Source organism: Pseudomonas sp. Pseusp10, from assembly GCF_059492225.1.
On sequence record NZ_CP168528.1, the window covers coordinates 1,430,479 to 1,450,542 of the forward strand.

Here is a 20,064-nt window from a genome sequence, read left to right on the forward strand (position 1 = left end):
CATGCGACGTATTGCAGTGATGGGCGCCGCCGGGCGCATGGGCAAGACCCTGATTGAAGCGGTGCAGCAAACCCCGGGCGCCGGTCTGACGGCGGCAGTGGATCGTCCTGACAGCACGTTGGTCGGCGCGGATGCCGGCGAGCTGGCTGCGCTGGGGCGTATCGGTGTGCCTCTGTCCGGCGATCTGGATCGGGTGGTCGACGAGTTCGACGTGCTGATCGACTTCACGCACCCGACGGTGACCCTGAAGAACCTGGCCTTCTGCCGTAAACACGGCAAGGCGATGATCATCGGTACTACCGGCTTCAGTGTTGAAGAAAAGCAGTTGCTGGCGGAAGCGGGCAAGGACATTCCGATCGTCTTCGCGGCCAACTTCAGCGTGGGCGTCAACCTGTGCCTGAAGTTGCTCGACACGGCAGCTCGCGTGTTGGGCGACGATGTCGATATCGAAATCACCGAGGCTCACCATCGGCATAAGGTCGATGCGCCGTCCGGCACTGCGGTGCGCATGGGTGAGGTGATTGCAGATGCCCTGGGTCGTGATCTGAAGAAGGTGGCGGTGTATGGTCGTGAAGGCCAGACCGGTGCTCGCGAGCGCGAGACCATTGGTTTTGCCACTGTGCGCGCCGGCGACATCGTTGGTGATCACACGGTGCTGTTCGCAGCCGATGGCGAGCGTGTCGAGATCACCCACAAGGCGTCAAGTCGCATGACATTCGCCAAGGGCGCGGTGCGTGCTGCGTTGTGGCTGGATGGGCGTGAGCCTGGCCTATACGACATGCAAGACGTGCTCGAACTGCGTTAAGATGCACCCGAAATCGGGCTCACGCACAGCGTTTGAGCCCGGTTTTGTTCCGCCAAGCGACGTCCTGTCGCATTCTCCAGCCTTTAAGGCTCATTGGCGGTAGACCAAAAATGCCTTTTTCTGTAAGCTACAGCTTTAGTGTGTCCACTAAAAGCGCGCAGAATAATTCAGTGAAGAAGCGGGGTGACGTGTCCATACGTCACTCCGCTTTTTTACAACCTGCGATCGCCCTTTCAGGCTTTATTTACGGGAGGTCTTCTTGACTAAGCCAGCCATACTCGCCCTTGCTGATGGCAGCATTTTTCGCGGCGAAGCCATTGGAGCCGACGGTCAAACCGTTGGTGAGGTGGTGTTCAACACCGCAATGACCGGCTATCAGGAAATCCTTACCGATCCTTCCTACGCCCAACAGATCGTTACCCTGACTTACCCGCACATCGGCAACACCGGCACCACGCCGGAAGACGCCGAGTCGAACCGCGTCTGGTCCGCTGGCCTGGTTATCCGTGACCTGCCACTGGTTGCGAGCAACTGGCGTAACACGATGTCCCTGTCCGATTACCTGAAAGCCAACAACGTTGTGGCAATCGCCGGTATCGACACCCGCCGCCTGACGCGCATCCTGCGTGAAAAAGGCGCGCAGAACGGCTGCATCATGGCCGGTGACAACATCTCCGAAGAAGCTGCCATCGCCGCCGCCCAGGGCTTCCCTGGCCTCAAGGGCATGGACCTGGCGAAAGTCGTCAGCACCAAAGATTCCTACGAATGGCGTTCGACTGTCTGGGATCTGAAAACCGACAGCCACGCGACCCTCGACGCGTCCGAACTGCCATACCACGTGGTTGCCTACGACTACGGCGTCAAGGTGAACATCCTGCGCATGCTGGTCGAGCGCGGTTGCCGCGTGACCGTTGTGCCTGCTCAAACCCCTGCTGCCGATGTGCTGGCGCTGAAGCCGGACGGCGTGTTCCTGTCCAACGGCCCTGGTGATCCGGAGCCTTGCGACTACGCGATCCAGGCGATCAAGGACGTGCTGGAGACCGAGATCCCGGTCTTCGGTATCTGCCTCGGTCACCAACTGCTGGCCCTGGCCTCCGGTGCCAAGACCCTGAAAATGGGTCACGGCCACCACGGTGCCAACCACCCCGTCCAGGACCTGGACAGCGGCGTGGTGATGATCACCAGCCAGAACCACGGTTTTGCCGTAGACGAAGCGACCCTGCCAGCCAACGTCCGTGCGATCCATAAATCGCTGTTCGACGGCACCCTGCAAGGTATCGAGCGTACCGACAAGAGCGCCTTCAGCTTCCAGGGTCACCCGGAAGCCAGCCCTGGCCCGAACGACGTAGCGCCATTGTTCGATCGCTTCATCAACGAGATGGCCAAGCGACGCTGATCGCTCGCCCTGATGTTGCAAAGCTTGAGGGTGGTCCCGACACCGGTGGCCCCCTCAAGTCTTCAGAGATTGAACAAGACGGCTTGCCGACTGACCTGCGGATTTGAGTGACAAACCCATGCCAAAACGTACAGACATTAAAAGCATCCTGATTCTCGGTGCTGGCCCGATCGTGATCGGCCAGGCCTGCGAATTCGACTACTCCGGCGCCCAGGCCTGCAAAGCCCTGCGCGAAGAGGGTTACCGCGTCATCCTGGTGAACTCCAACCCGGCCACCATCATGACCGACCCGGCCATGGCCGACGCCACCTACATCGAACCGATCAAGTGGCAGACCGTTGCCAAGATCATCGAGAAAGAGCGTCCGGACGCGCTGCTGCCAACCATGGGCGGCCAGACTGCTCTGAACTGCGCCCTGGACCTGGAGCGCGAAGGCGTTCTGGAGAAGTTCGGCGTAGAGATGATCGGTGCCAACGCCGATACCATCGACAAGGCTGAAGACCGTTCGCGTTTCGACAAGGCCATGAAGTCCATCGGCCTGGCGTGCCCGCGTTCCGGTATCGCCCACAGCATGGAAGAGGCCAACGCGGTCCTCGAGAAGCTCGGCTTCCCGTGCATCATCCGTCCGTCCTTCACCATGGGCGGCACTGGCGGCGGTATTGCTTACAACCGTGAAGAATTCGAAGAAATCTGCGCCCGTGGTCTGGACCTGTCGCCGACCAAAGAGCTGCTGATCGACGAATCCCTGATCGGCTGGAAAGAGTACGAGATGGAGGTTGTCCGCGATAAGAAGGACAACTGCATCATTGTCTGCTCCATCGAAAACTTCGACCCGATGGGCGTGCACACCGGTGACTCGATCACCGTGGCTCCGGCACAGACCCTGACCGACAAGGAATACCAGATCCTGCGTAACGCCTCCCTGGCGGTGCTGCGCGAGATCGGCGTGGAAACCGGTGGTTCCAACGTTCAGTTCGGTATCTGCCCGAACACCGGCCGCATGGTCGTGATCGAGATGAACCCGCGTGTATCCCGTTCCTCGGCCCTGGCTTCGAAAGCTACCGGTTTCCCGATTGCCAAGGTCGCGGCCAAGCTGGCTGTGGGCTACACCCTGGACGAGCTGTCGAACGACATCACCGGCGGCAAGACCCCGGCGTCCTTCGAACCGTCCATCGACTACGTCGTCACCAAGCTGCCACGCTTCGCTTTCGAGAAGTTCGCCAAGGCTGACGCCCGTCTGACTACTCAAATGAAGTCGGTAGGCGAAGTCATGGCCATCGGCCGTACCTTCCAGGAATCCCTGCAGAAAGCCCTGCGCGGTCTGGAAGTCGGTGTTTGCGGTCTGGACGAGAAGGTTGACCTGGCCAATCCGGAAAGCATGAGCGTGCTCAAGCGCGAGCTGACCGTGCCGGGCGCCGAGCGTATCTGGTACGTGGCGGACGCCATGCGCGCCGGCATGAGCGTTGAAGACATCTTCGGCATGACCATGATCGATCCTTGGTTCCTGGTGCAGATGGAAGATCTGATCAAGGAAGAAGAGAAGGTCAAGACCCTGGGTCTGACCAGCATCGACCGCGATCTGATGTTCCGTCTCAAGCGCAAAGGCTTCTCCGATATGCGCCTGGCCAAGCTGCTGGGTGTGACCGAGAAGAGCCTGCGCGCTCACCGTCACAAGCTGGAAATCTTCCCGGTCTACAAGCGCGTCGACACCTGCGCTGCCGAGTTCGCCACCGACACCGCGTACCTCTATTCGACGTACGAAGAAGAGTGCGAAGCCGCTCCATCGGGTCGCGACAAGATCATGATCCTGGGCGGCGGTCCGAACCGTATCGGCCAGGGCATCGAGTTCGACTACTGCTGCGTACACGCGGCACTGGCGCTGCGCGATGACGGGTACGAGACCATCATGGTCAACTGCAACCCGGAAACCGTTTCCACCGACTACGACACTTCCGATCGCCTGTACTTCGAACCGGTGACCCTGGAAGACGTGCTGGAAATCGTTCGCGTCGAGAAGCCGAAAGGCGTGATCGTCCAGTACGGCGGCCAGACCCCGCTGAAACTGGCGCGTGCCCTGGAAGCCGCTGGCGTGCCGATCATCGGCACCAGCCCGGACGCCATCGACCGTGCTGAAGACCGCGAGCGCTTCCAGCAAATGGTCCAGCGCCTGAACCTGCGTCAGCCGCCAAACGCTACCGTGCGTAGCGAAGATGAAGCCATTCGTGCCGCCGCGAAGATCGGTTACCCGCTGGTGGTGCGTCCGTCCTACGTACTGGGCGGCCGTGCGATGGAAATCGTCTACGAAGAAGAAGAACTCAAGCGCTACCTGCGCGAAGCGGTTCAAGTGTCCAACGACAGCCCGGTGCTGCTGGACCACTTCCTCAACTGCGCCATCGAAATGGACGTGGATGCGGTCTGCGACGGCAAGGACGTGGTAATCGGCGCGATCATGCAGCACATCGAGCAGGCCGGCGTTCACTCCGGTGACTCCGCATGCTCGCTGCCACCGTACTCGCTGCCGGCGCACATCCAGGACGAAATGCGCGAACAGGTCAAGAAAATGGCCCTGGAACTGGGTGTGGTCGGCCTGATGAATGTGCAGTTGGCGCTGCAAGGCGAAGACATCTACGTCATCGAAGTCAATCCGCGTGCTTCCCGTACCGTACCGTTCGTGTCCAAGTGCATCGGTGTTTCCCTGGCGATGATCGCGGCGCGCGTGATGGCCGGTAAAACTCTGAAAGAGCTGGGTTTCACCAAGGAAATCATCCCGAACTTCTACAGCGTGAAAGAGGCGGTGTTCCCGTTCGCCAAGTTCCCTGGCGTTGACCCGATCCTCGGCCCGGAGATGAAGTCCACCGGTGAAGTGATGGGCGTGGGCGACACCTTCGGTGAAGCGTTCGCCAAGGCCCAGATGGGTGCCAGCGAAGTGTTGCCGACCGGCGGTACTGCGTTCATCAGCGTACGTGACGACGACAAGCCGCTGGTTGCGGGCGTGGCCCGTGATCTGATCAACTTGGGCTTCGAAGTGGTCGCCACTGCCGGTACTGCCAAGCTGATCGAGGCGGCAGGCCTGAAAGTGCGCCGTGTGAACAAGGTGACCGAAGGTCGTCCGCACGTGGTCGACATGATCAAGAATGACGAAGTCACGCTGATCATCAACACCACCGAAGGTCGTCAGTCGATCGCCGACTCCTATTCCATTCGTCGCAACGCCCTGCAGCACAAGATCTACTGCACCACCACCATTGCTGCTGGCGAAGCCATCTGCGAAGCGCTGAAGTTCGGTCCCGAGAAGACCGTACGCCGCTTGCAGGATCTACACGCAGGATTGAAGGCATGAGCATAACGAAGTACCCAATGACCGTTCAGGGCGCTCGCGCCCTGGAAGAAGAGCACACTCACCTGACCAAGGTCGTTCGTCCGAAGCTCAGCCAGGACATCGGTACGGCCCGCGAGTTGGGTGACTTGAAGGAAAACGCCGAATACCACGCTGCCCGTGAGCAGCAGGGTATGGTCGAGGCGCGGATCCGTGATATTGAAGGCCGCATGCAGAATGCGGTGATTATCGATGTGACGACCATTCCTCACAGCGGCAAGGTGATTTTCGGTACCACCGTGGAAATCGCCAACGTCGAAACCGATGAAAGCGTGACTTACCAGATCGTTGGTGAGGACGAGGCTGACATCAAGCTTGGCAAGATCTCTGTCGGCTCGCCGATTGCCCGCGCCTTGATTGCCAAGGAAGAGGGTGATGTGGTTGCAGTCAAGACGCCTGGCGGCGTTATCGAGTACGAGATTGTCGAAGTTCGCCACATCTGAAGGCCAGCGCCCGTTTCGAGCGGGCGCCACGCTTTGGCAGCTGACCCAGATGTTGTGGGTCGGCGGCTTGTGGCTACTGCAAATCGGTCTGTTGCCGGTGCTGGGGCGAATTGGCCTGGCGCCGCTACTGATCGACGAAATCGCAGGCATGCTCAATACGCTGGTAGTGGGGTTCGCTACGGCGTGTGTGATATTTCAGGCTTTGGTGCTGATAAAGGCCGAGGGCCTTGTCAGTCTATGGCGGGATATTCGCGGGCAACTGCTGGTGATGGCGCTGTATGCGTGTGCGATGTACTTCGCGGTGCGTTTCGGCTGGCCGGATGCCGTGCGTTGGCAGTCGTTCAGCTATCTTGTTCTGGGTTTTTCCGGGCTGGTGCTGGTGTTACAGCCAATACCGGGATGGAGTGGCAGGGTGCGCGAAGCACACCCTTGACCCTTGCCATCACTTGAAGCGATGGACGTTCGACAGCTGCTTGTTGACGCTGAAGTTCTTGCGGTAGATCAGTGCCATCTTGCCGATGACCTGAACCAGATCCGCTTTGCCGACCTTGCACAGCTCTGCAATGGACGCCAGGCGCGATTCGCGATCGAGGATGTTGAGCTTGATCTTGATCAGCTCGTGATCCGCCAAAGCGCGTTCGAGTTCGGCTAACACACCTTCAGTCAAACCATTGTCTGCCACAATCAAAACTGGTTTCAGATGGTGGCCAATGGATTTGTACTGTTTCTTCTGCTCTTGAGTGAGCGGCATAATCTGACCCCTGCGTCTGATCTTGTAAAAAGCGGCGGCCAGTTTACCCGAGCGAGTCCGGGACCGCCCAGTTAATCACGACCCGTTTTATTTCCGAGGTATCCCGTGGCCCGTTCCAAGACAAGCCTTAAGTGGCTGCAAGAACATTTCAACGACCCATTCGTCAAAATGGCACAAAAAGACGGGTACCGTTCCCGCGCCAGCTACAAACTGCTGGAGATCCAGGAAAAGGATCGCCTGATCCGCCCTGGTATGAGCGTAATCGACCTTGGTGCGGCACCCGGTGGGTGGTCCCAGGTGACCAGTCGTCTGATTGGTGGGCAGGGCACACTGATCGCTTCTGACATTCTTGAAATGGACAGCATCCCCGACGTCACCTTCATTCAAGGCGACTTTACCGAGGATGCCGTGCTGGCCCAGATTCTCGACGCCGTCGGAAATAAAGAAGTAGACCTTGTGATTTCCGACATGGCCCCCAATATGAGTGGATTGCCGGCCGTTGATATGCCGCGCGCGATGTTCCTGTGCGAATTGGCACTGGATCTGTCGACGCGGGTGCTCAAACCCGGTGGTGATTTTTTGATCAAGATCTTCCAGGGCGAAGGTTTCGACGAATTCCACAAGAGCGTTCGCCAGCAGTTCGAGAAGGTGCAGATGCGCAAACCGACCTCGTCGCGCGACCGTTCTCGCGAGCAGTACCTGCTGGGCCGCGGTTTCCGCGGCCGCAGTGAGGAATGAGTGAATTTTCGATCAGGGTGATAGGATTTTTGTATTACGCCTTGTCAGAATTAGCGAATATTGTGTAGGAAGTGTTTCACAAAGGGTTACAGACGGCGCCTGCCAAGTTGTAGGTAATGTAGTAAGTTAGGCCGGTGAATATCATGCGAAGCGCGCGCCAGTAGCGGAGCTTGCTTCAGAGGGTAGTTAATTGAACGATATGGCAAAGAATCTGATCCTGTGGTTGATCATCGCGGCTGTCCTGGTGACGGTGATGAACAACTTCTCCAGCCCTAACGAGCCGCAGACCCTCAACTATTCCGACTTCATCCAGCAGGTCAAGGATGGCAAGGTCGAGCGCGTGGCGGTTGATGGCTACGTGATTACCGGCAAACGCAACGATGGCGACAGCTTCAAGACCATTCGCCCGGCGATCCAGGACAACGGCCTGATCGGCGACCTGGTGGATAACCACGTCGTGGTCGAAGGCAAGCAGCCTGAGCAGCAAAGCATCTGGACTCAACTTCTGGTCGCCAGCTTCCCGATCCTGGTGATCATCGCCGTGTTCATGTTTTTCATGCGGCAGATGCAGGGCGGTGCAGGTGGCAAGGGTGGGCCGATGAGCTTCGGTAAGAGCAAGGCGCGCCTGCTCTCCGAAGATCAGGTGAAAACTACCCTGGCTGACGTTGCCGGTTGCGACGAAGCCAAGGAAGAAGTCGGTGAACTGGTCGAGTTCCTGCGTGATCCGGGCAAGTTCCAGCGGCTGGGCGGCCGCATTCCTCGCGGTGTCCTGATGGTCGGTCCTCCGGGTACCGGTAAAACCTTGATCGCCAAGGCCATCGCCGGCGAAGCCAAAGTACCGTTCTTCACCATTTCCGGTTCCGACTTCGTCGAAATGTTCGTCGGTGTGGGTGCCAGCCGTGTTCGCGACATGTTCGAACAGGCCAAGAAACACGCTCCATGCATCATCTTCATCGACGAGATCGACGCTGTCGGTCGCCATCGTGGTGCCGGAATGGGTGGTGGTCACGACGAGCGCGAGCAGACTCTCAACCAGTTGCTGGTCGAGATGGACGGCTTTGAAATGAATGACGGCATCATCGTGATTGCTGCCACCAACCGTCCTGATGTGCTGGACCCTGCACTGCTGCGTCCAGGTCGTTTCGACCGTCAGGTTGTGGTTGGTCTGCCAGACATCCGTGGTCGCGAACAGATTCTCAAGGTTCACATGCGCAAAGTGCCGATGGGCGACGACGTTGCTCCGGCCGTGATCGCTCGTGGTACTCCAGGGTTCTCGGGTGCCGATCTGGCCAACCTGGTGAACGAGGCATCGCTGTTCGCTGCCCGTGCCGGCAAGCGCATCGTCGAGATGAAGGAATTCGAACTGGCGAAAGACAAGATCATGATGGGCGCCGAGCGCAAATCCATGGTCATGTCCGAGAAAGAAAAACAGAACACGGCTTACCACGAAGCGGGCCACGCCATTGTGGGTCGTGTCGTGCCTGAGCATGATCCGGTGTACAAGGTGTCGATCATCCCGCGCGGTCGTGCGCTGGGTGTGACCATGTTCCTTCCGGAAGAAGATCGTTACAGCCTGTCCAAGCGTGCATTGATCAGCCAGATCTGCTCGCTGTACGGCGGTCGTATCGCTGAAGAAATGACCCTGGGCTTCGATGGCGTGACCACCGGTGCTTCCAACGACATCATGCGTGCCAGCCAGATTGCGCGGAACATGGTGACCAAGTGGGGTCTTTCGGAAAAGCTCGGCCCGTTGATGTATGCCGAAGAAGAGGGTGAAGTGTTCCTCGGTCGTGGCGGCGGTGGTCAGAATGCAAGCTTCTCCGGTGAGACAGCCAAGCTGATCGACTCCGAGGTGCGCAGCATCATCGATCAGTGCTATGGCACGGCGAAGCAGATTCTCACGGACAACCGTGACAAGCTCGATGCAATGGCTGATGCCTTGATGAAGTACGAAACAATCGATGCCGAACAGATCGACGACATCATGGCGGGTCGTCCGCCTCGCGAGCCGCGCGACTGGTCGGGTGGCACGGGTACTTCCGGCACCCCTCCGGTGGTGCAGGATGGGCGTCCGGAAACACCGATCGGCGGTCCTGCTGCTGACGTATAAGGTTTGAAATGACTTCTGTTCAGTCCTCGACCCGGTTGCCTTGCGGCAACCGGGTTCTTGATTTGGCCCAGACGCATGTCATGGGCATTCTCAATGTCACTCCTGATTCTTTCTCTGATGGTGGCCAATACAGCCAGCTCGACGCGGCCATGCGCCACGCCGAGGCCATGGTGGCGGCCGGCGCGACGCTGATCGATGTCGGTGGCGAATCCACTCGTCCTGGTGCCAGGGCGGTGTCGCCACTGGAGGAGCTGGAGCGCGTAGCGCCCATTGTCGAGCGCATCAGTCGGGAGTTGGACGTCATCATCTCGGTCGATACCTCCACGCCAGCGGTCATGCGTGAAACTGCGCGGCTGGGTGCCGGGTTGATCAATGATGTGCGTTCGTTGCGTCGCGATGGCGCGCTGGATGCAGCGGCAGCCACCGGACTACCGGTTTGCCTGATGCATATGCTGGGAGAGCCAGGCGATATGCAGGACAATCCGCAGTATCAGGACGTTACAAGGGAAGTCGGTGAGTTTCTCGCCGAGCGCATGCATCAGTGTTCAATGGCGGGTATTCCAGCTGAGCGGATCATTCTTGACCCCGGCTTTGGCTTCGCCAAGACCTTGCAGCACAACCTGAGCTTGTTCAAACATATGGAAGCCCTGCATGCCTTCGGGCGGCCCCTGTTGGTCGGGGTTTCGCGAAAGAGCATGATTGGCCAGGCATTGAATCGTCCGGTGGAAGACCGACTGTATGGTGGTTTGGCGCTCGCGGCACTGGCTTCGGCGAAAGGTGCGCGTATATTGCGCGTCCATGATGTAGCCGAAACAGTGGATGTGGTCCGGATGATCGCCGCAGTGGAATCAGCCGAATAAGAATGATGGAGCACTTATGAGCAAAAAATATTTTGGCACCGATGGTATTCGTGGGCGCGTCGGTGAATACCCGATTACTCCTGATTTCATGCTCAAGCTTGGCTGGGCTGCAGGTATGGCGTTCCGCAAGATGGGCGCCTGCAAGGTCCTGGTAGGTAAGGACACCCGGATCTCCGGCTACATGTTCGAGTCTGCACTTGAGGCGGGGCTTACTTCCGCAGGTGCCGATGTAATGCTCCTTGGTCCGATGCCGACCCCGGCGATTGCCTACCTGACGCGCACCTTTCACGCCGAGGCCGGCATCGTGATCAGTGCGTCGCACAATCCGCATGATGACAATGGCATCAAGTTTTTCTCCGGCAAGGGCACCAAGCTTCCGGATGAAGTCGAGCTGATGATCGAAGAGTTGCTCGATACGCCAATGACCGTGGTGGAGTCGAGCAAGATCGGCAAGGTGTCGCGAATCAACGATGCGTCGGGGCGTTATATCGAATTCTGCAAGAGCAGCGTGCCGACCGGCACAAGCTTCTCGGGTATGAAAGTCGTGATCGACTGCGCCCACGGTGCGACTTACAAAGTGGCGCCGAGCGTGTTCCGCGAGTTGGGCGCTGAAGTCGTCGTGCTGTCGGCGCAGCCGAATGGTTTGAATATCAACGACAATTGCGGTTCGACCCATATGGGGCAGCTGCAGGCTGCCGTCGTCGCTGAGCAGGCCGATCTGGGTATCGCCTTCGATGGTGACGGCGACCGCGTTCAGATGGTCGATCACACGGGGGCGGTGGTGGATGGTGACGAATTGCTGTTCATCATTGCCCGTGATCTGCATGAGCACAACAAGCTGCAGGGCGGGGTGGTTGGAACCCTGATGAGTAACCTGGGGCTGGAGCTGGCCCTTGCTGATCTGGGTGTTCCATTCGTGCGTGCCAATGTCGGTGACCGCTATGTCATTGCCGAGCTGCTGGAGCGCAACTGGATTGTAGGTGGTGAAAACTCCGGGCACATCGTGTGTTTCAGCCACACCACCACGGGTGATGCAATTATTGCGGCGCTGCAGGTGTTGATGGCGCTGAGCAGGCGTGACGAAGGTCTGGCGCAATCCCGGCAGGCGCTGCGCAAGTGCCCGCAGGTGCTGATCAATGTGCGTTTCGGCGGTGGTGCAAACCCCCTTGAGCATCCATCGGTCAAAGAAGCCAGCGAGCGTGTGACCAAGGCCATGGCGGGGCGTGGGCGGGTGCTGTTGCGCAAGTCCGGAACCGAACCGCTGGTGCGTGTGATGGTCGAAGGCGAAGACGAAGCGCAGGTTCGTGGCTATGCCGAAGAGCTGGCAAAACTGGTTACTGAAGTTTCTGCCTGAATTCGGCTTGCCAGCCTTGATTGTGTTGGGTAACATCTGCGCCCACTTTGACCGACGAGGTACAGCATGCGTCGCCCTATGGTAGCTGGTAACTGGAAGATGCACGGTACCCGCGCCAGCGTCGCTGAGCTGATCAACGGCCTTCGTGACTTGGCCTTGCCGAGCGGTGTTGATGTCGCGGTATTCCCACCTTTTCTGCATATCAATCAAGTGATTGATGGGTTGAAAGGAAAGTCGATTTCGGTCGGCGCGCAGAATTCTGCGGTGGAATCCGGACAAGGTGCGTTGACCGGTGAAGTTGCACCGAGTCAGTTGGTGGATGCAGGTTGTTCCCTGGTGCTTGTCGGGCACTCCGAGCGCCGCCAGATCATGGGCGAGCAGGACGCAGTGCTGATCCGCAAGTTCGCAGCGGCGCAGGCATGTGGCTTGATTCCGGTGTTGTGCATAGGGGAAACCCTTGAGCAGCGTGAAGCCGGTAAGACTCTTGAGGTTGTCTCGCGTCAGCTGGGCAGTATCATTGAGGAGCTGGGTGTCGGTGCCTTTGCCAAGGCAGTGATCGCTTACGAGCCGGTCTGGGCCATAGGCACCGGGCTGACTGCTACGCCGCAACAGGCGCAGGATGTGCACGCAGCCATTCGCGCCCAGTTGGCGGCAGAGAATTCTGAGGTCGCACAAGGTGTGCGGCTTCTATACGGCGGCAGCGTGAAGGCGGCCAATGCGGTCGAACTGTTCGGCATGCCGGATATCGATGGGGGTCTCATTGGTGGGGCTTCCCTGAATGCAGATGAGTTCGGTGCGATTTGTCGCGCCGCGGGAAACTGAAAAAATGCTGGAAACAGTCGTAGTCGTTTTTCATCTGCTGGGTGCATTGGGCGTAGTAGCTCTGGTTTTGCTGCAGCAGGGTAAAGGTGCGGACGCTGGCGCGTCTTTCGGAGCAGGTGCTTCAAATACTGTGTTCGGAAGCCAAGGTTCCTCTACCTTTCTTAGTAAGTTTACTGCTATACTTGCCGCAGGTTTTTTCATAACCAGCTTGGGGTTAGGTTACTTTGCTAAAGAGAAGGCTCACCAGCTGACTCAAGTAGGTCTCCCAAACCCGGCGGTACTGGAAGTTCCAAAGCAACAACCGGCTTCTGATGATGTCCCGGTGCTTCAAGAGCAAAAGTCGGCTACTCCAGCGACTGACGTGCCTCCAGCTCAAGAGCAGAAGTAAGAAGGGTTTCAAACGTAGTATTGCCGAGGTGGTGGAATTGGTAGACACGCAACCTTGAGGTGGTTGTGCCCATAGGGTGTAGGGGTTCGAGTCCCCTTCTCGGTACCAATTAGTCAGGAGAGCCCGCTGTTGCGGGCTTTCTTGCAGGTGGAAGGTTACATTGACCCTGTAGGGGATCGGTCGTATACTTCCGCCCCAGCTTTGTCGCGGGGTGGAGCAGTCTGGTAGCTCGTCGGGCTCATAACCCGAAGGTCGTCGGTTCAAATCCGGCCCCCGCAACCAGTTTAAGGAGCCCCTTTTAAGGGGCTTTTTGTTAGCTGGACACTTTCAACGCCGCTGTTCGACGGCGTTTCAAGGATGGGCGTTTAGCCCATTTTTTTATTTTGCATAGCATGCACATACATGCACTAGGGGGTTCAGGTGTCGAGCAAGCTAGAAGAGTTGCAGGCCTTGCTGGCCCCGGTGGTCGTGGCCCTAGGCTATGAATGCTGGGGTATTGAGTTTTCGGCCCAGGGTCGCCACTCAATGTTGCGCGTTTATATCGATAAAGAAGGCGGCGTGCTGGTGGACGATTGCGCCATCGTCAGCCGTCAGATCAGCGGTGTGCTGGATGTTGAAGATCCAATCGCCGTTGAATACACCCTTGAAGTTTCCTCGCCTGGCATGGAACGCCCTCTGTTCACTCTTGAGCAGTTTGCAAAATTTGCCGGTGAACAAGTGAAGATCAAGCTGCGCTCGCCTTTTGAAGGTCGACGCAACTTTCAGGGCCTTCTGCGCGGCGTAGAAGAGCAGGATGTCGTGGTGCAAGTAGAAGACCATGAGTTCCTGTTGCCGATCGATATGATCGACAAGGCCAACATTATTCCCAGTTTTGACTGAGGCGTGCCAGATACTGCGGATCCCGCGGATCCAATGGCTTGCGAAAGGCGAGGCGTACGATGAGCAAAGAAGTACTGCTGGTTGTTGAGTCGGTATCCAATGAAAAGGGCGTACCGGCAAACGTGATTTTTGAAGCGCTGGAGCTGGCTCTGGCCACTGCGACCAAAAAGCGTTTTGAAGACGAAGTTGATCTGCGTGTGGAAATCAATCGCCACACTGGCGCTTACGAGACTTTCCGTCGCTGGACGGTCGTCGAGGAAGCAGACCTGGACGATCCGGCCATCGAAACCTGGCCGAGCAAGGTTGCCGAAACGCATCCTGGCGCCAAGGTCGGTGACGTTGTCGAAGAGAAAATCGAATCCATCGAGTTCGGCCGCATTGCTGCACAGACTGCCAAGCAAGTCATCGTGCAGAAAGTACGTGAAGCCGAGCGCGCTCAGGTTGTTGACGCTTACCGCGAGCGCCTGGGTGAAATCATCTCCGGCACCGTGAAAAAAGTCACCCGCGACAACGTGATCGTCGATCTGGGCAACAACGCTGAAGCGTTGCTGGCCCGTGAAGACATCATTTCTCGCGAAACTTTCCGGGTTGGCGTGCGCTTGCGTGCGCTGCTCAAGGAAATCCGCACCGAGAACCGCGGCCCGCAGTTGATCCTGTCGCGTACCGCGCCGGAAATGCTGATCGAGTTGTTCCGCATCGAAGTGCCGGAAATTGCCGAAGGCCTGATCGAAGTGATGGCTGCGTCCCGTGATCCGGGTTCGCGCGCCAAGATCGCCGTTCGCTCCAAGGACAAACGCATCGACCCGCAAGGCGCTTGCATCGGTATGCGCGGTTCGCGCGTCCAGGCAGTGTCGGGTGAGTTGGGCGGTGAGCGTGTTGATATCGTTCTTTGGGACGACAACCCGGCTCAGTTCGTGATCAACGCCATGTCCCCGGCCGAGGTTGCGGCAATTATCGTTGACGAAGATGCCCATGCAATGGACATCGCCGTTGGCGCAGACAATCTGGCTCAGGCCATCGGTCGCGGTGGTCAGAACGTGCGTCTGGCCAGCCAGTTGACTGGCTGGACCCTGAACGTGATGACCGAATCGGACATCCAGGCTAAACAGCAAGCAGAAACCGGCGACATCCTGCGCAACTTCATCGACGAGCTGGAAGTCGACGAAGAGCTGGCTCAGGTGCTGGTTGATGAAGGCTTCACCAGCCTGGAAGAGATTGCCTACGTACCGTTGGAAGAAATGCTCAACATCGACGGCTTTGACGAGGAAATCGTCAACGAGCTTCGCGCTCGTGCCAAGGATCGCTTGTTGACCAAAGCCATCGCTACTGAGGAAAAGCTGGCAGACGCCCATCCGGCCGAAGACCTGCTCTCGCTTGAGGGTATGGACAAGGATTTGGCGATGGAACTGGCGGTGCGCGGCGTAATTACCCGCGAAGACCTGGCCGAGCAGTCTATTGACGACCTGCTCGACATCGACGGCATTGACGATGATCGTGCCGGCAAGTTGATCATGGCCGCCCGAGCCCACTGGTTCGAGTAATTAGGCGCGGCCTGAGGAGAGAAGTGCATGACGCAAGTCACGGTGAAACAACTGGCCGATGAGGTCAAAACACCGGTAGAGCGCCTGTTGCAGCAGATGCGTGAGGCAGGTCTGCCGCACACCGCCGCCGAAGAACATGTGACTGACAGTGAGAAGCAATCGTTGCTGACTCACTTGAAAAGCAGCCACAAGGCGAAAGTGGAAGAACCACGCAAGATTACGCTGCAGCGTAAAACCACCAGCACCCTGCGGGTTGCTGGCAGCAAAAGCATCAGCGTTGAAGTACGCAAGAAGAAAGTCTTCGTACAGCGCAGCCCGGAAGAAATCGAAGCCGAGCGCAAGCGTGAACTGGATGAACGTCGCGCAGTAGAAAATGCTGCACGTCAGAAGGCTGAAGAAGAAGCCAAGCGTCGCGCCGAAGAAGAAGCGCGCCGCCAGCCTGCTGCTGCGCAGACCGCTCCTGCCGAACCTGTCGCAGCGCCTGTCGCAGTGGCCGAGCCTGTGCGCGAAAGCGCTCCGGTTGTGGCAGCTGCCCCGGCTCCTGCGGCCGACACTCGCAAACGTGACGAACAGCGTCGTCCGGACAAACCACGTGCCGACGACAACAGTCGTCGCGGTGGCGGCGATGGCGAGCGCAAAAACGCTCCGCATCGTGCTTCGGTCAAGGAAAAGGCGCCGGCTCCACGCGTTGCTCCACGTACTACCGACGAAGAAAGCGATGGCTTCCGTCGTGGTGGTCGCGGCAAGGCCAAGCTGAAGAAGCGCAACGCCCACGGTTTCCAGAGCCCGACCGGCCCTGTCGTGCGCGAAGTGAAGATCGGCGAAACCATCACTGTTGGCGATCTCGCTCAACAGATGTCGGTGAAGGCTGCTGAAATCATCAAGTTCATGTTCAAACTGGGTACTCCAGCGACCATCAACCAGGTACTGGATCAGGAAACTGCCCAGTTGGTTGCCGAAGAGCTGGGCCACAAAGTGACCCTGGTCAGCGACACCGCCCTGGAAGATTCCCTGGCCGAGTCCCTGAAGTTTGAAGGCGAGGCAGTTTCCCGTGCGCCGGTCGTGACCGTAATGGGCCACGTTGACCACGGTAAGACTTCCCTGCTCGACTACATCCGTCGTGCCAAGGTTGCTGCTGGCGAAGCCGGTGGTATCACCCAGCACATCGGTGCGTACCACGTTGAAACCGACCGTGGCATGGTGACGTTCCTCGACACCCCTGGTCACGCCGCGTTCACCGCGATGCGTGCCCGTGGCGCCAAGGCGACCGACATCGTGATCCTCGTGGTTGCAGCGGACGACGGCGTGATGCCGCAAACCATCGAAGCTGTTCAGCACGCTCAGGCTGCTGGCGTTCCGCTGGTTGTCGCGGTGAACAAGATCGACAAGCCAGGTGCTGACCTCGATCGCATCCGTAGCGAACTGTCGGTACACGGCGTGACCTCGGAAGAGTGGGGTGGTGACACGCCATTCGTACCGGTTTCGGCGAAGATGGGTACCGGTGTAGACGAACTGCTCGAAGCCGTTCTGCTGCAAGCCGAAGTCCTGGAGCTGACTGCAACCCCATCGGCTCCTGGCCGTGGTGTCGTGGTTGAATCCCGCCTGGACAAGGGCCGTGGCCCGGTGGCTACCGTGCTGGTTCAAGACGGTACCCTGCGTCAGGGCGACATGGTCCTGGTCGGTTCGAACTATGGCCGCGTGCGCGCCATGCTCGACGAGAACGGCAAGCCAATCAAGGAAGCCGGTCCGGCCATCCCTGTCGAGATCCTCGGCCTGGACGGTACCCCGGACGCTGGCGACGAGATGAGCGTGGTTGCCGACGAGAAGAAAGCCCGTGAAGTGGCTCTGTTTCGTCAAGGCAAGTTCCGCGAAGTCAAACTGGCTCGCGCTCACGCCGGCAAGCTGGAAAACATCTTCGAAAGCATGGGTCAGGAAGAGAAGAAGACGCTCAACATCGTCCTCAAATCCGACGTCCGTGGTTCGCTCGAAGCGTTGAACGGCGCCTTGAACGGCCTGGGTAACGACGAAGTGCAAGTGCGTGTGGTCGGTGGCGGCGTCGGTGGTATCACCGAATCCGACGCTAACCTGGCACTGGCCTCCAACGCTGTACTGTTCGGCTTCAACGTGCGTGCCGATGCCGGCGCGCGCAAGATCGTCGAGCAGGAAGGTCTGGACATGCGTTACTACAACGTGATCTACGACATCATCGAAGACGTCAAGAAAGCCCTGACCGGCATGCTCGGCAGCGATGTTCGCGAGAACATCCTGGGTATCGCCGAAGTGCGTGACGTGTTCCGTTCGCCGAAGTTTGGCGCGATCGCGGGTTGCATGGTGATCGAAGGTGTCGTTCACCGTAACCGTCCAATCCGTGTACTGCGTGAAGACATCGTTATCTTCGAAGGCGAGCTGGAATCCCTGCGCCGCTTCAAGGATGACGCTTCCGAAGTACGTGCCGGCATGGAATGCGGTATCGGCGTGAAGAGCTACAACGACGTCAAGGTCGGTGACAAGATCGAAGTCTTCGAGAAGGTGCAGGTTGCTCGCAGCCTCTAACTCGCGCACTTCAGGAGCCGTGACGGGTAGCCGCATGCAAATGCGCAGCTCGTCACCAGGACTCTAAACGCAACGCCCGGTCTGGCTTTTGTCAGGCCGGGCGTTTGCCGCTTTCAGACCTTGCGGGTTTCACCGTGGGGCAGTAACAGGTAACAATACATGGCAAAAGAATATAGCCGTACCCAACGTATCGGCGATCAGATGCAGCGTGAGCTGGCACAACTGATCCGTCGTGAAGTCAAAGACCCGCGCGTCGGCCTGGTCACCATTACCGCAGTGGAAGTCAGTCGTGACGTCGGTCACGCCAAGATCTTCATCACCGTGATGGGGCAGGATAGCGCCGAAGAAATCGCACAAAGCATCAAGGTGCTGAACTCTGCCGCCGGCTTCCTGCGCATGCAGCTGGCTCGCGAGATGAAGCTGCGCAGCGTTCCACAGCTGCACTTCCACTACGACGAAAGCGTCGTGCGTGGTGCGCACCTGTCGGCATTGATCGAGCGCGCAGTGGCTGAAGACAATCAGCATCCGGTTGCGGCAGAAGCCGAAGACACCAAGGAGTAATCGGTGGCTCAGGTCAAACGTATCCGTCGTAACGTCAGTGGCATCATCCTGCTCGACAAGCCGCTGGGGTTCACCTCCAACGCGGCCTTGCAGAAGGTTCGCTGGTTGCTCAATGCCGAGAAGGCCGGACACACCGGCAGTCTCGATCCCTTGGCCACAGGCGTGTTGCCGCTGTGCTTCGGCGAGGCCACCAAGTTCTCGCAGTACCTGCTCGATTCCGACAAGGGTTATGAAACCCTGGCGCAACTGGGCAAGACGACCACCACGGCGGATGCCGAAGGTGAAGTTTTGCAGGAGCGTCCGGTGACCGTTGGTCGCTCCGATATCGAGGCTGTACTGCCGAAATTTCGTGGGCAAATCAGTCAGATACCGCCGATGTACTCGGCACTCAAGCGTGATGGGCAGCCGCTGTACAAGTTGGCCCGTGCTGGTGAAGTAGTGGAGCGCGAACCGCGTTCTGTTACTATTACGCGCTTGGAATTGCTGGCCTTCGAAGGTGATACTGCGCGGCTGGCGGTGGATTGCAGCAAAGGCACCTATATCCGTACCCTGGTGGAGGATATCGGTGAGCAACTCGGTTGTGGCGCTTACGTTGCAGAACTGCGACGTACCCAGGCCGGACCATTCACCCTGGCGCAGACGGTTACCCTGGAAGAGCTGGAAGCAGTACATGCCGAAGGCGGCAACGAAGCGGTCGATCGCTTCCTGATGCCATCGGACAGCGGCCTGCTGGATTGGCCACTGTTGCAGTTCTCGGAAGCGAGTGCGTTCTACTGGCTCAATGGCCAGCCGGTACGTGCCCCGGATGCTCCGAAGTTCGGCATGGTGCGGGTACAGGATCACAATGGTCGCTTCATCGGTATCGGTGAAGTGAGCGAAGACGGGCGTATCGCGCCACGTCGACTGATTCGGTCAGAATGACCGGACGAGGGTGGCTGTTAACAGGCACGGTCACTACTCATTTTTAGATACAGGGATTTGTCCCTGGCCTGTTGAAACTGTTTCTGAAACAGTTTCCTGATAAAAGGATTGCCTCATGGCTCTCGACGTTCAAGAAAAAGCTCAAATCGTAGCTGACTACCAGCAAGCTGTTGGTGACACTGGTTCGCCAGAAGTGCAAGTTGCACTGCTGACCGCCAACATCAACAAACTGCAAGGTCACTTCAAGGCCAACGGTAAAGATCACCACTCCCGTCGTGGTCTGATCCGCATGGTTAACCAGCGTCGTAAGCTGCTGGACTACCTGAAAGGCAAGGACGTGAGCCGTTACAGCGCTCTGATCGCTCGCCTGGGTCTGCGTCGCTAATAAGCGATTGCGCTAGAGGTTGGTTGTCTGTCGTGCGTCAGCGGGTTTCCCGCAGGCGCATGGCAGGCTCCCAGCCTCAAGTTTTATCTGGATGTCTGCTTTACCGTATTACCTGTGTGAGTAAACCCCGGACAACCGGTCGGGCCGATTCCCGGCGTTGCCCAAGAATTTCGCAAGAAAC

At 58.4% G+C, this 20,064-nt stretch carries 18 protein-coding genes and 2 tRNA genes; 19 read left to right on the top strand and 1 reads right to left on the bottom strand.

The window, feature by feature from the left end; genetic code table 11:
- Window position 1: 1 nt before the first annotated feature.
- The 5 genes from dapB to ACEN8Z_RS06405 all read left to right on the top strand — a co-directional run bounded on the left by dapB (window position 2) and on the right by ACEN8Z_RS06405 (window position 6,453).
- A complete protein-coding gene (gene dapB, locus ACEN8Z_RS06385; protein WP_277534474.1) occupies window positions 2–805 on the top strand; it encodes a 4-hydroxy-tetrahydrodipicolinate reductase in 804 nt (267 codons plus the stop codon).
- 259 nt (window positions 806–1,064) lie between these two features.
- Window positions 1,065–2,201 (top strand): glutamine-hydrolyzing carbamoyl-phosphate synthase small subunit, encoded by a 1,137-nt coding sequence (carA, locus tag ACEN8Z_RS06390; protein WP_277534476.1) that lies wholly within the window; start codon window positions 1,065–1,067, stop codon window positions 2,199–2,201.
- A gap of 118 nt (window positions 2,202–2,319) precedes the next feature.
- Window positions 2,320–5,541, top strand: coding sequence for a carbamoyl-phosphate synthase large subunit (gene carB / locus ACEN8Z_RS06395; RefSeq protein WP_116260298.1), 3,222 nt, complete (start codon window positions 2,320–2,322; stop codon window positions 5,539–5,541).
- 2 nt (window positions 5,542–5,543) lie between these two features.
- Window positions 5,544–6,020 carry a transcription elongation factor GreA gene (gene greA, locus ACEN8Z_RS06400; protein WP_033051914.1) on the top strand — a complete coding sequence of 159 codons (477 nt, stop codon included), beginning with the start codon at window positions 5,544–5,546 and terminating at the stop codon, window positions 6,018–6,020.
- A gap of 49 nt (window positions 6,021–6,069) precedes the next feature.
- Window positions 6,070–6,453: an MFS transporter gene (locus ACEN8Z_RS06405; RefSeq protein ID WP_495598090.1), complete on the top strand. Its 384-nt coding sequence runs from the start codon at window positions 6,070–6,072 to the stop codon at window positions 6,451–6,453.
- Between the two features lie 9 nt (window positions 6,454–6,462).
- Here ACEN8Z_RS06405 and ACEN8Z_RS06410 read toward each other — a convergent pair whose 3' ends face one another.
- The gene (locus tag ACEN8Z_RS06410) at window positions 6,463–6,771 is read right to left on the bottom strand and encodes a YhbY family RNA-binding protein (protein WP_007942889.1); all 309 of its coding nucleotides are present in this window, start codon (window positions 6,769–6,771) and stop codon (window positions 6,463–6,465) included.
- Between the two features lie 105 nt (window positions 6,772–6,876).
- Between ACEN8Z_RS06410 and rlmE the strand changes: the two genes are divergently transcribed.
- From rlmE to rpsO, 14 genes are all read left to right on the top strand, one after another.
- Window positions 6,877–7,509: a 23S rRNA (uridine(2552)-2'-O)-methyltransferase RlmE gene (rlmE, locus tag ACEN8Z_RS06415; RefSeq protein WP_007988685.1), complete on the top strand. Its 633-nt coding sequence runs from the start codon at window positions 6,877–6,879 to the stop codon at window positions 7,507–7,509.
- A 199-nt stretch (window positions 7,510–7,708) separates the two neighbouring features.
- Complete coding sequence (gene ftsH, locus ACEN8Z_RS06420) at window positions 7,709–9,619, top strand: ATP-dependent zinc metalloprotease FtsH (RefSeq protein ID WP_495597110.1); 1,911 nt, start codon at window positions 7,709–7,711, stop codon at window positions 9,617–9,619.
- An 8-nt stretch (window positions 9,620–9,627) separates the two neighbouring features.
- The gene (gene folP, locus ACEN8Z_RS06425; protein WP_495597111.1) at window positions 9,628–10,479 is read left to right on the top strand and encodes a dihydropteroate synthase; all 852 of its coding nucleotides are present in this window, start codon (window positions 9,628–9,630) and stop codon (window positions 10,477–10,479) included.
- Between the two features lie 16 nt (window positions 10,480–10,495).
- A complete protein-coding gene (gene glmM, locus ACEN8Z_RS06430) occupies window positions 10,496–11,833 on the top strand; it encodes a phosphoglucosamine mutase (RefSeq protein ID WP_277534482.1) in 1,338 nt (445 codons plus the stop codon).
- 66 nt (window positions 11,834–11,899) lie between these two features.
- Entirely contained in the window at window positions 11,900–12,655 is a 756-nt protein-coding gene (gene tpiA, locus ACEN8Z_RS06435; RefSeq protein WP_442098363.1) for a triose-phosphate isomerase, read from the top strand.
- A 4-nt stretch (window positions 12,656–12,659) separates the two neighbouring features.
- Window positions 12,660–13,043 carry a preprotein translocase subunit SecG gene (secG, locus tag ACEN8Z_RS06440; RefSeq protein ID WP_017336473.1) on the top strand — a complete coding sequence of 128 codons (384 nt, stop codon included), beginning with the start codon at window positions 12,660–12,662 and terminating at the stop codon, window positions 13,041–13,043.
- 22 nt (window positions 13,044–13,065) lie between these two features.
- Window positions 13,066–13,151, top strand: a tRNA-Leu gene (locus tag ACEN8Z_RS06445).
- Between the two features lie 97 nt (window positions 13,152–13,248).
- Window positions 13,249–13,325: transfer RNA gene (locus ACEN8Z_RS06450), tRNA-Met, on the top strand.
- A 138-nt stretch (window positions 13,326–13,463) separates the two neighbouring features.
- On the top strand, window positions 13,464–13,922 hold the full coding sequence (gene rimP / locus ACEN8Z_RS06455; RefSeq protein ID WP_007993601.1) for a ribosome maturation factor RimP: 459 nt from the start codon (window positions 13,464–13,466) through the stop codon (window positions 13,920–13,922).
- Window positions 13,923–13,981: 59 nt separating this feature from the next.
- Complete coding sequence (gene nusA, locus ACEN8Z_RS06460) at window positions 13,982–15,463, top strand: transcription termination factor NusA (RefSeq protein WP_007988680.1); 1,482 nt, start codon at window positions 13,982–13,984, stop codon at window positions 15,461–15,463.
- A gap of 27 nt (window positions 15,464–15,490) precedes the next feature.
- The gene (gene infB, locus ACEN8Z_RS06465) at window positions 15,491–18,016 is read left to right on the top strand and encodes a translation initiation factor IF-2 (protein WP_495597112.1); all 2,526 of its coding nucleotides are present in this window, start codon (window positions 15,491–15,493) and stop codon (window positions 18,014–18,016) included.
- A 159-nt stretch (window positions 18,017–18,175) separates the two neighbouring features.
- The gene (gene rbfA / locus ACEN8Z_RS06470) at window positions 18,176–18,577 is read left to right on the top strand and encodes a 30S ribosome-binding factor RbfA (RefSeq protein WP_007973108.1); all 402 of its coding nucleotides are present in this window, start codon (window positions 18,176–18,178) and stop codon (window positions 18,575–18,577) included.
- Between the two features lie 3 nt (window positions 18,578–18,580).
- The gene (truB, locus tag ACEN8Z_RS06475; RefSeq protein WP_007993603.1) at window positions 18,581–19,498 is read left to right on the top strand and encodes a tRNA pseudouridine(55) synthase TruB; all 918 of its coding nucleotides are present in this window, start codon (window positions 18,581–18,583) and stop codon (window positions 19,496–19,498) included.
- Window positions 19,499–19,613: 115 nt separating this feature from the next.
- The gene (gene rpsO / locus ACEN8Z_RS06480) at window positions 19,614–19,883 is read left to right on the top strand and encodes a 30S ribosomal protein S15 (protein WP_011332409.1); all 270 of its coding nucleotides are present in this window, start codon (window positions 19,614–19,616) and stop codon (window positions 19,881–19,883) included.
- The last annotated feature ends 181 nt before the right edge of the window (window positions 19,884–20,064 follow it).

Excerpts from the sequence above, each read along its gene's own strand:
- nusA (WP_007988680.1), top strand. The coding sequence starts at position 13,982 with ATGAGCAAAGAAGTACTGCTGGTTGTTGAGTCGGTATCCAATGAAAAG.
- rbfA (WP_007973108.1), top strand. The coding sequence starts at position 18,176 with ATGGCAAAAGAATATAGCCGTACCCAACGTATCGGCGATCAGATGCAG.
- carB (WP_116260298.1), top strand. The coding sequence starts at position 2,320 with ATGCCAAAACGTACAGACATTAAAAGCATCCTGATTCTCGGTGCTGGC.
- glmM (WP_277534482.1), top strand. The coding sequence starts at position 10,496 with ATGAGCAAAAAATATTTTGGCACCGATGGTATTCGTGGGCGCGTCGGT.
- folP (WP_495597111.1), top strand. The coding sequence starts at position 9,628 with ATGACTTCTGTTCAGTCCTCGACCCGGTTGCCTTGCGGCAACCGGGTT.
- tpiA (WP_442098363.1), top strand. The coding sequence starts at position 11,900 with ATGCGTCGCCCTATGGTAGCTGGTAACTGGAAGATGCACGGTACCCGC.
- rpsO (WP_011332409.1), top strand. The coding sequence starts at position 19,614 with ATGGCTCTCGACGTTCAAGAAAAAGCTCAAATCGTAGCTGACTACCAG.
- infB (WP_495597112.1), top strand. The coding sequence starts at position 15,491 with ATGACGCAAGTCACGGTGAAACAACTGGCCGATGAGGTCAAAACACCG.
- dapB (WP_277534474.1), top strand. The coding sequence starts at position 2 with ATGCGACGTATTGCAGTGATGGGCGCCGCCGGGCGCATGGGCAAGACC.
- ACEN8Z_RS06410 (WP_007942889.1), bottom strand. The coding sequence starts at position 6,771 with ATGCCGCTCACTCAAGAGCAGAAGAAACAGTACAAATCCATTGGCCAC.
- secG (WP_017336473.1), top strand. The coding sequence starts at position 12,660 with ATGCTGGAAACAGTCGTAGTCGTTTTTCATCTGCTGGGTGCATTGGGC.
- ftsH (WP_495597110.1), top strand. The coding sequence starts at position 7,709 with ATGGCAAAGAATCTGATCCTGTGGTTGATCATCGCGGCTGTCCTGGTG.
- ACEN8Z_RS06405 (WP_495598090.1), top strand. The coding sequence starts at position 6,070 with ATGTTGTGGGTCGGCGGCTTGTGGCTACTGCAAATCGGTCTGTTGCCG.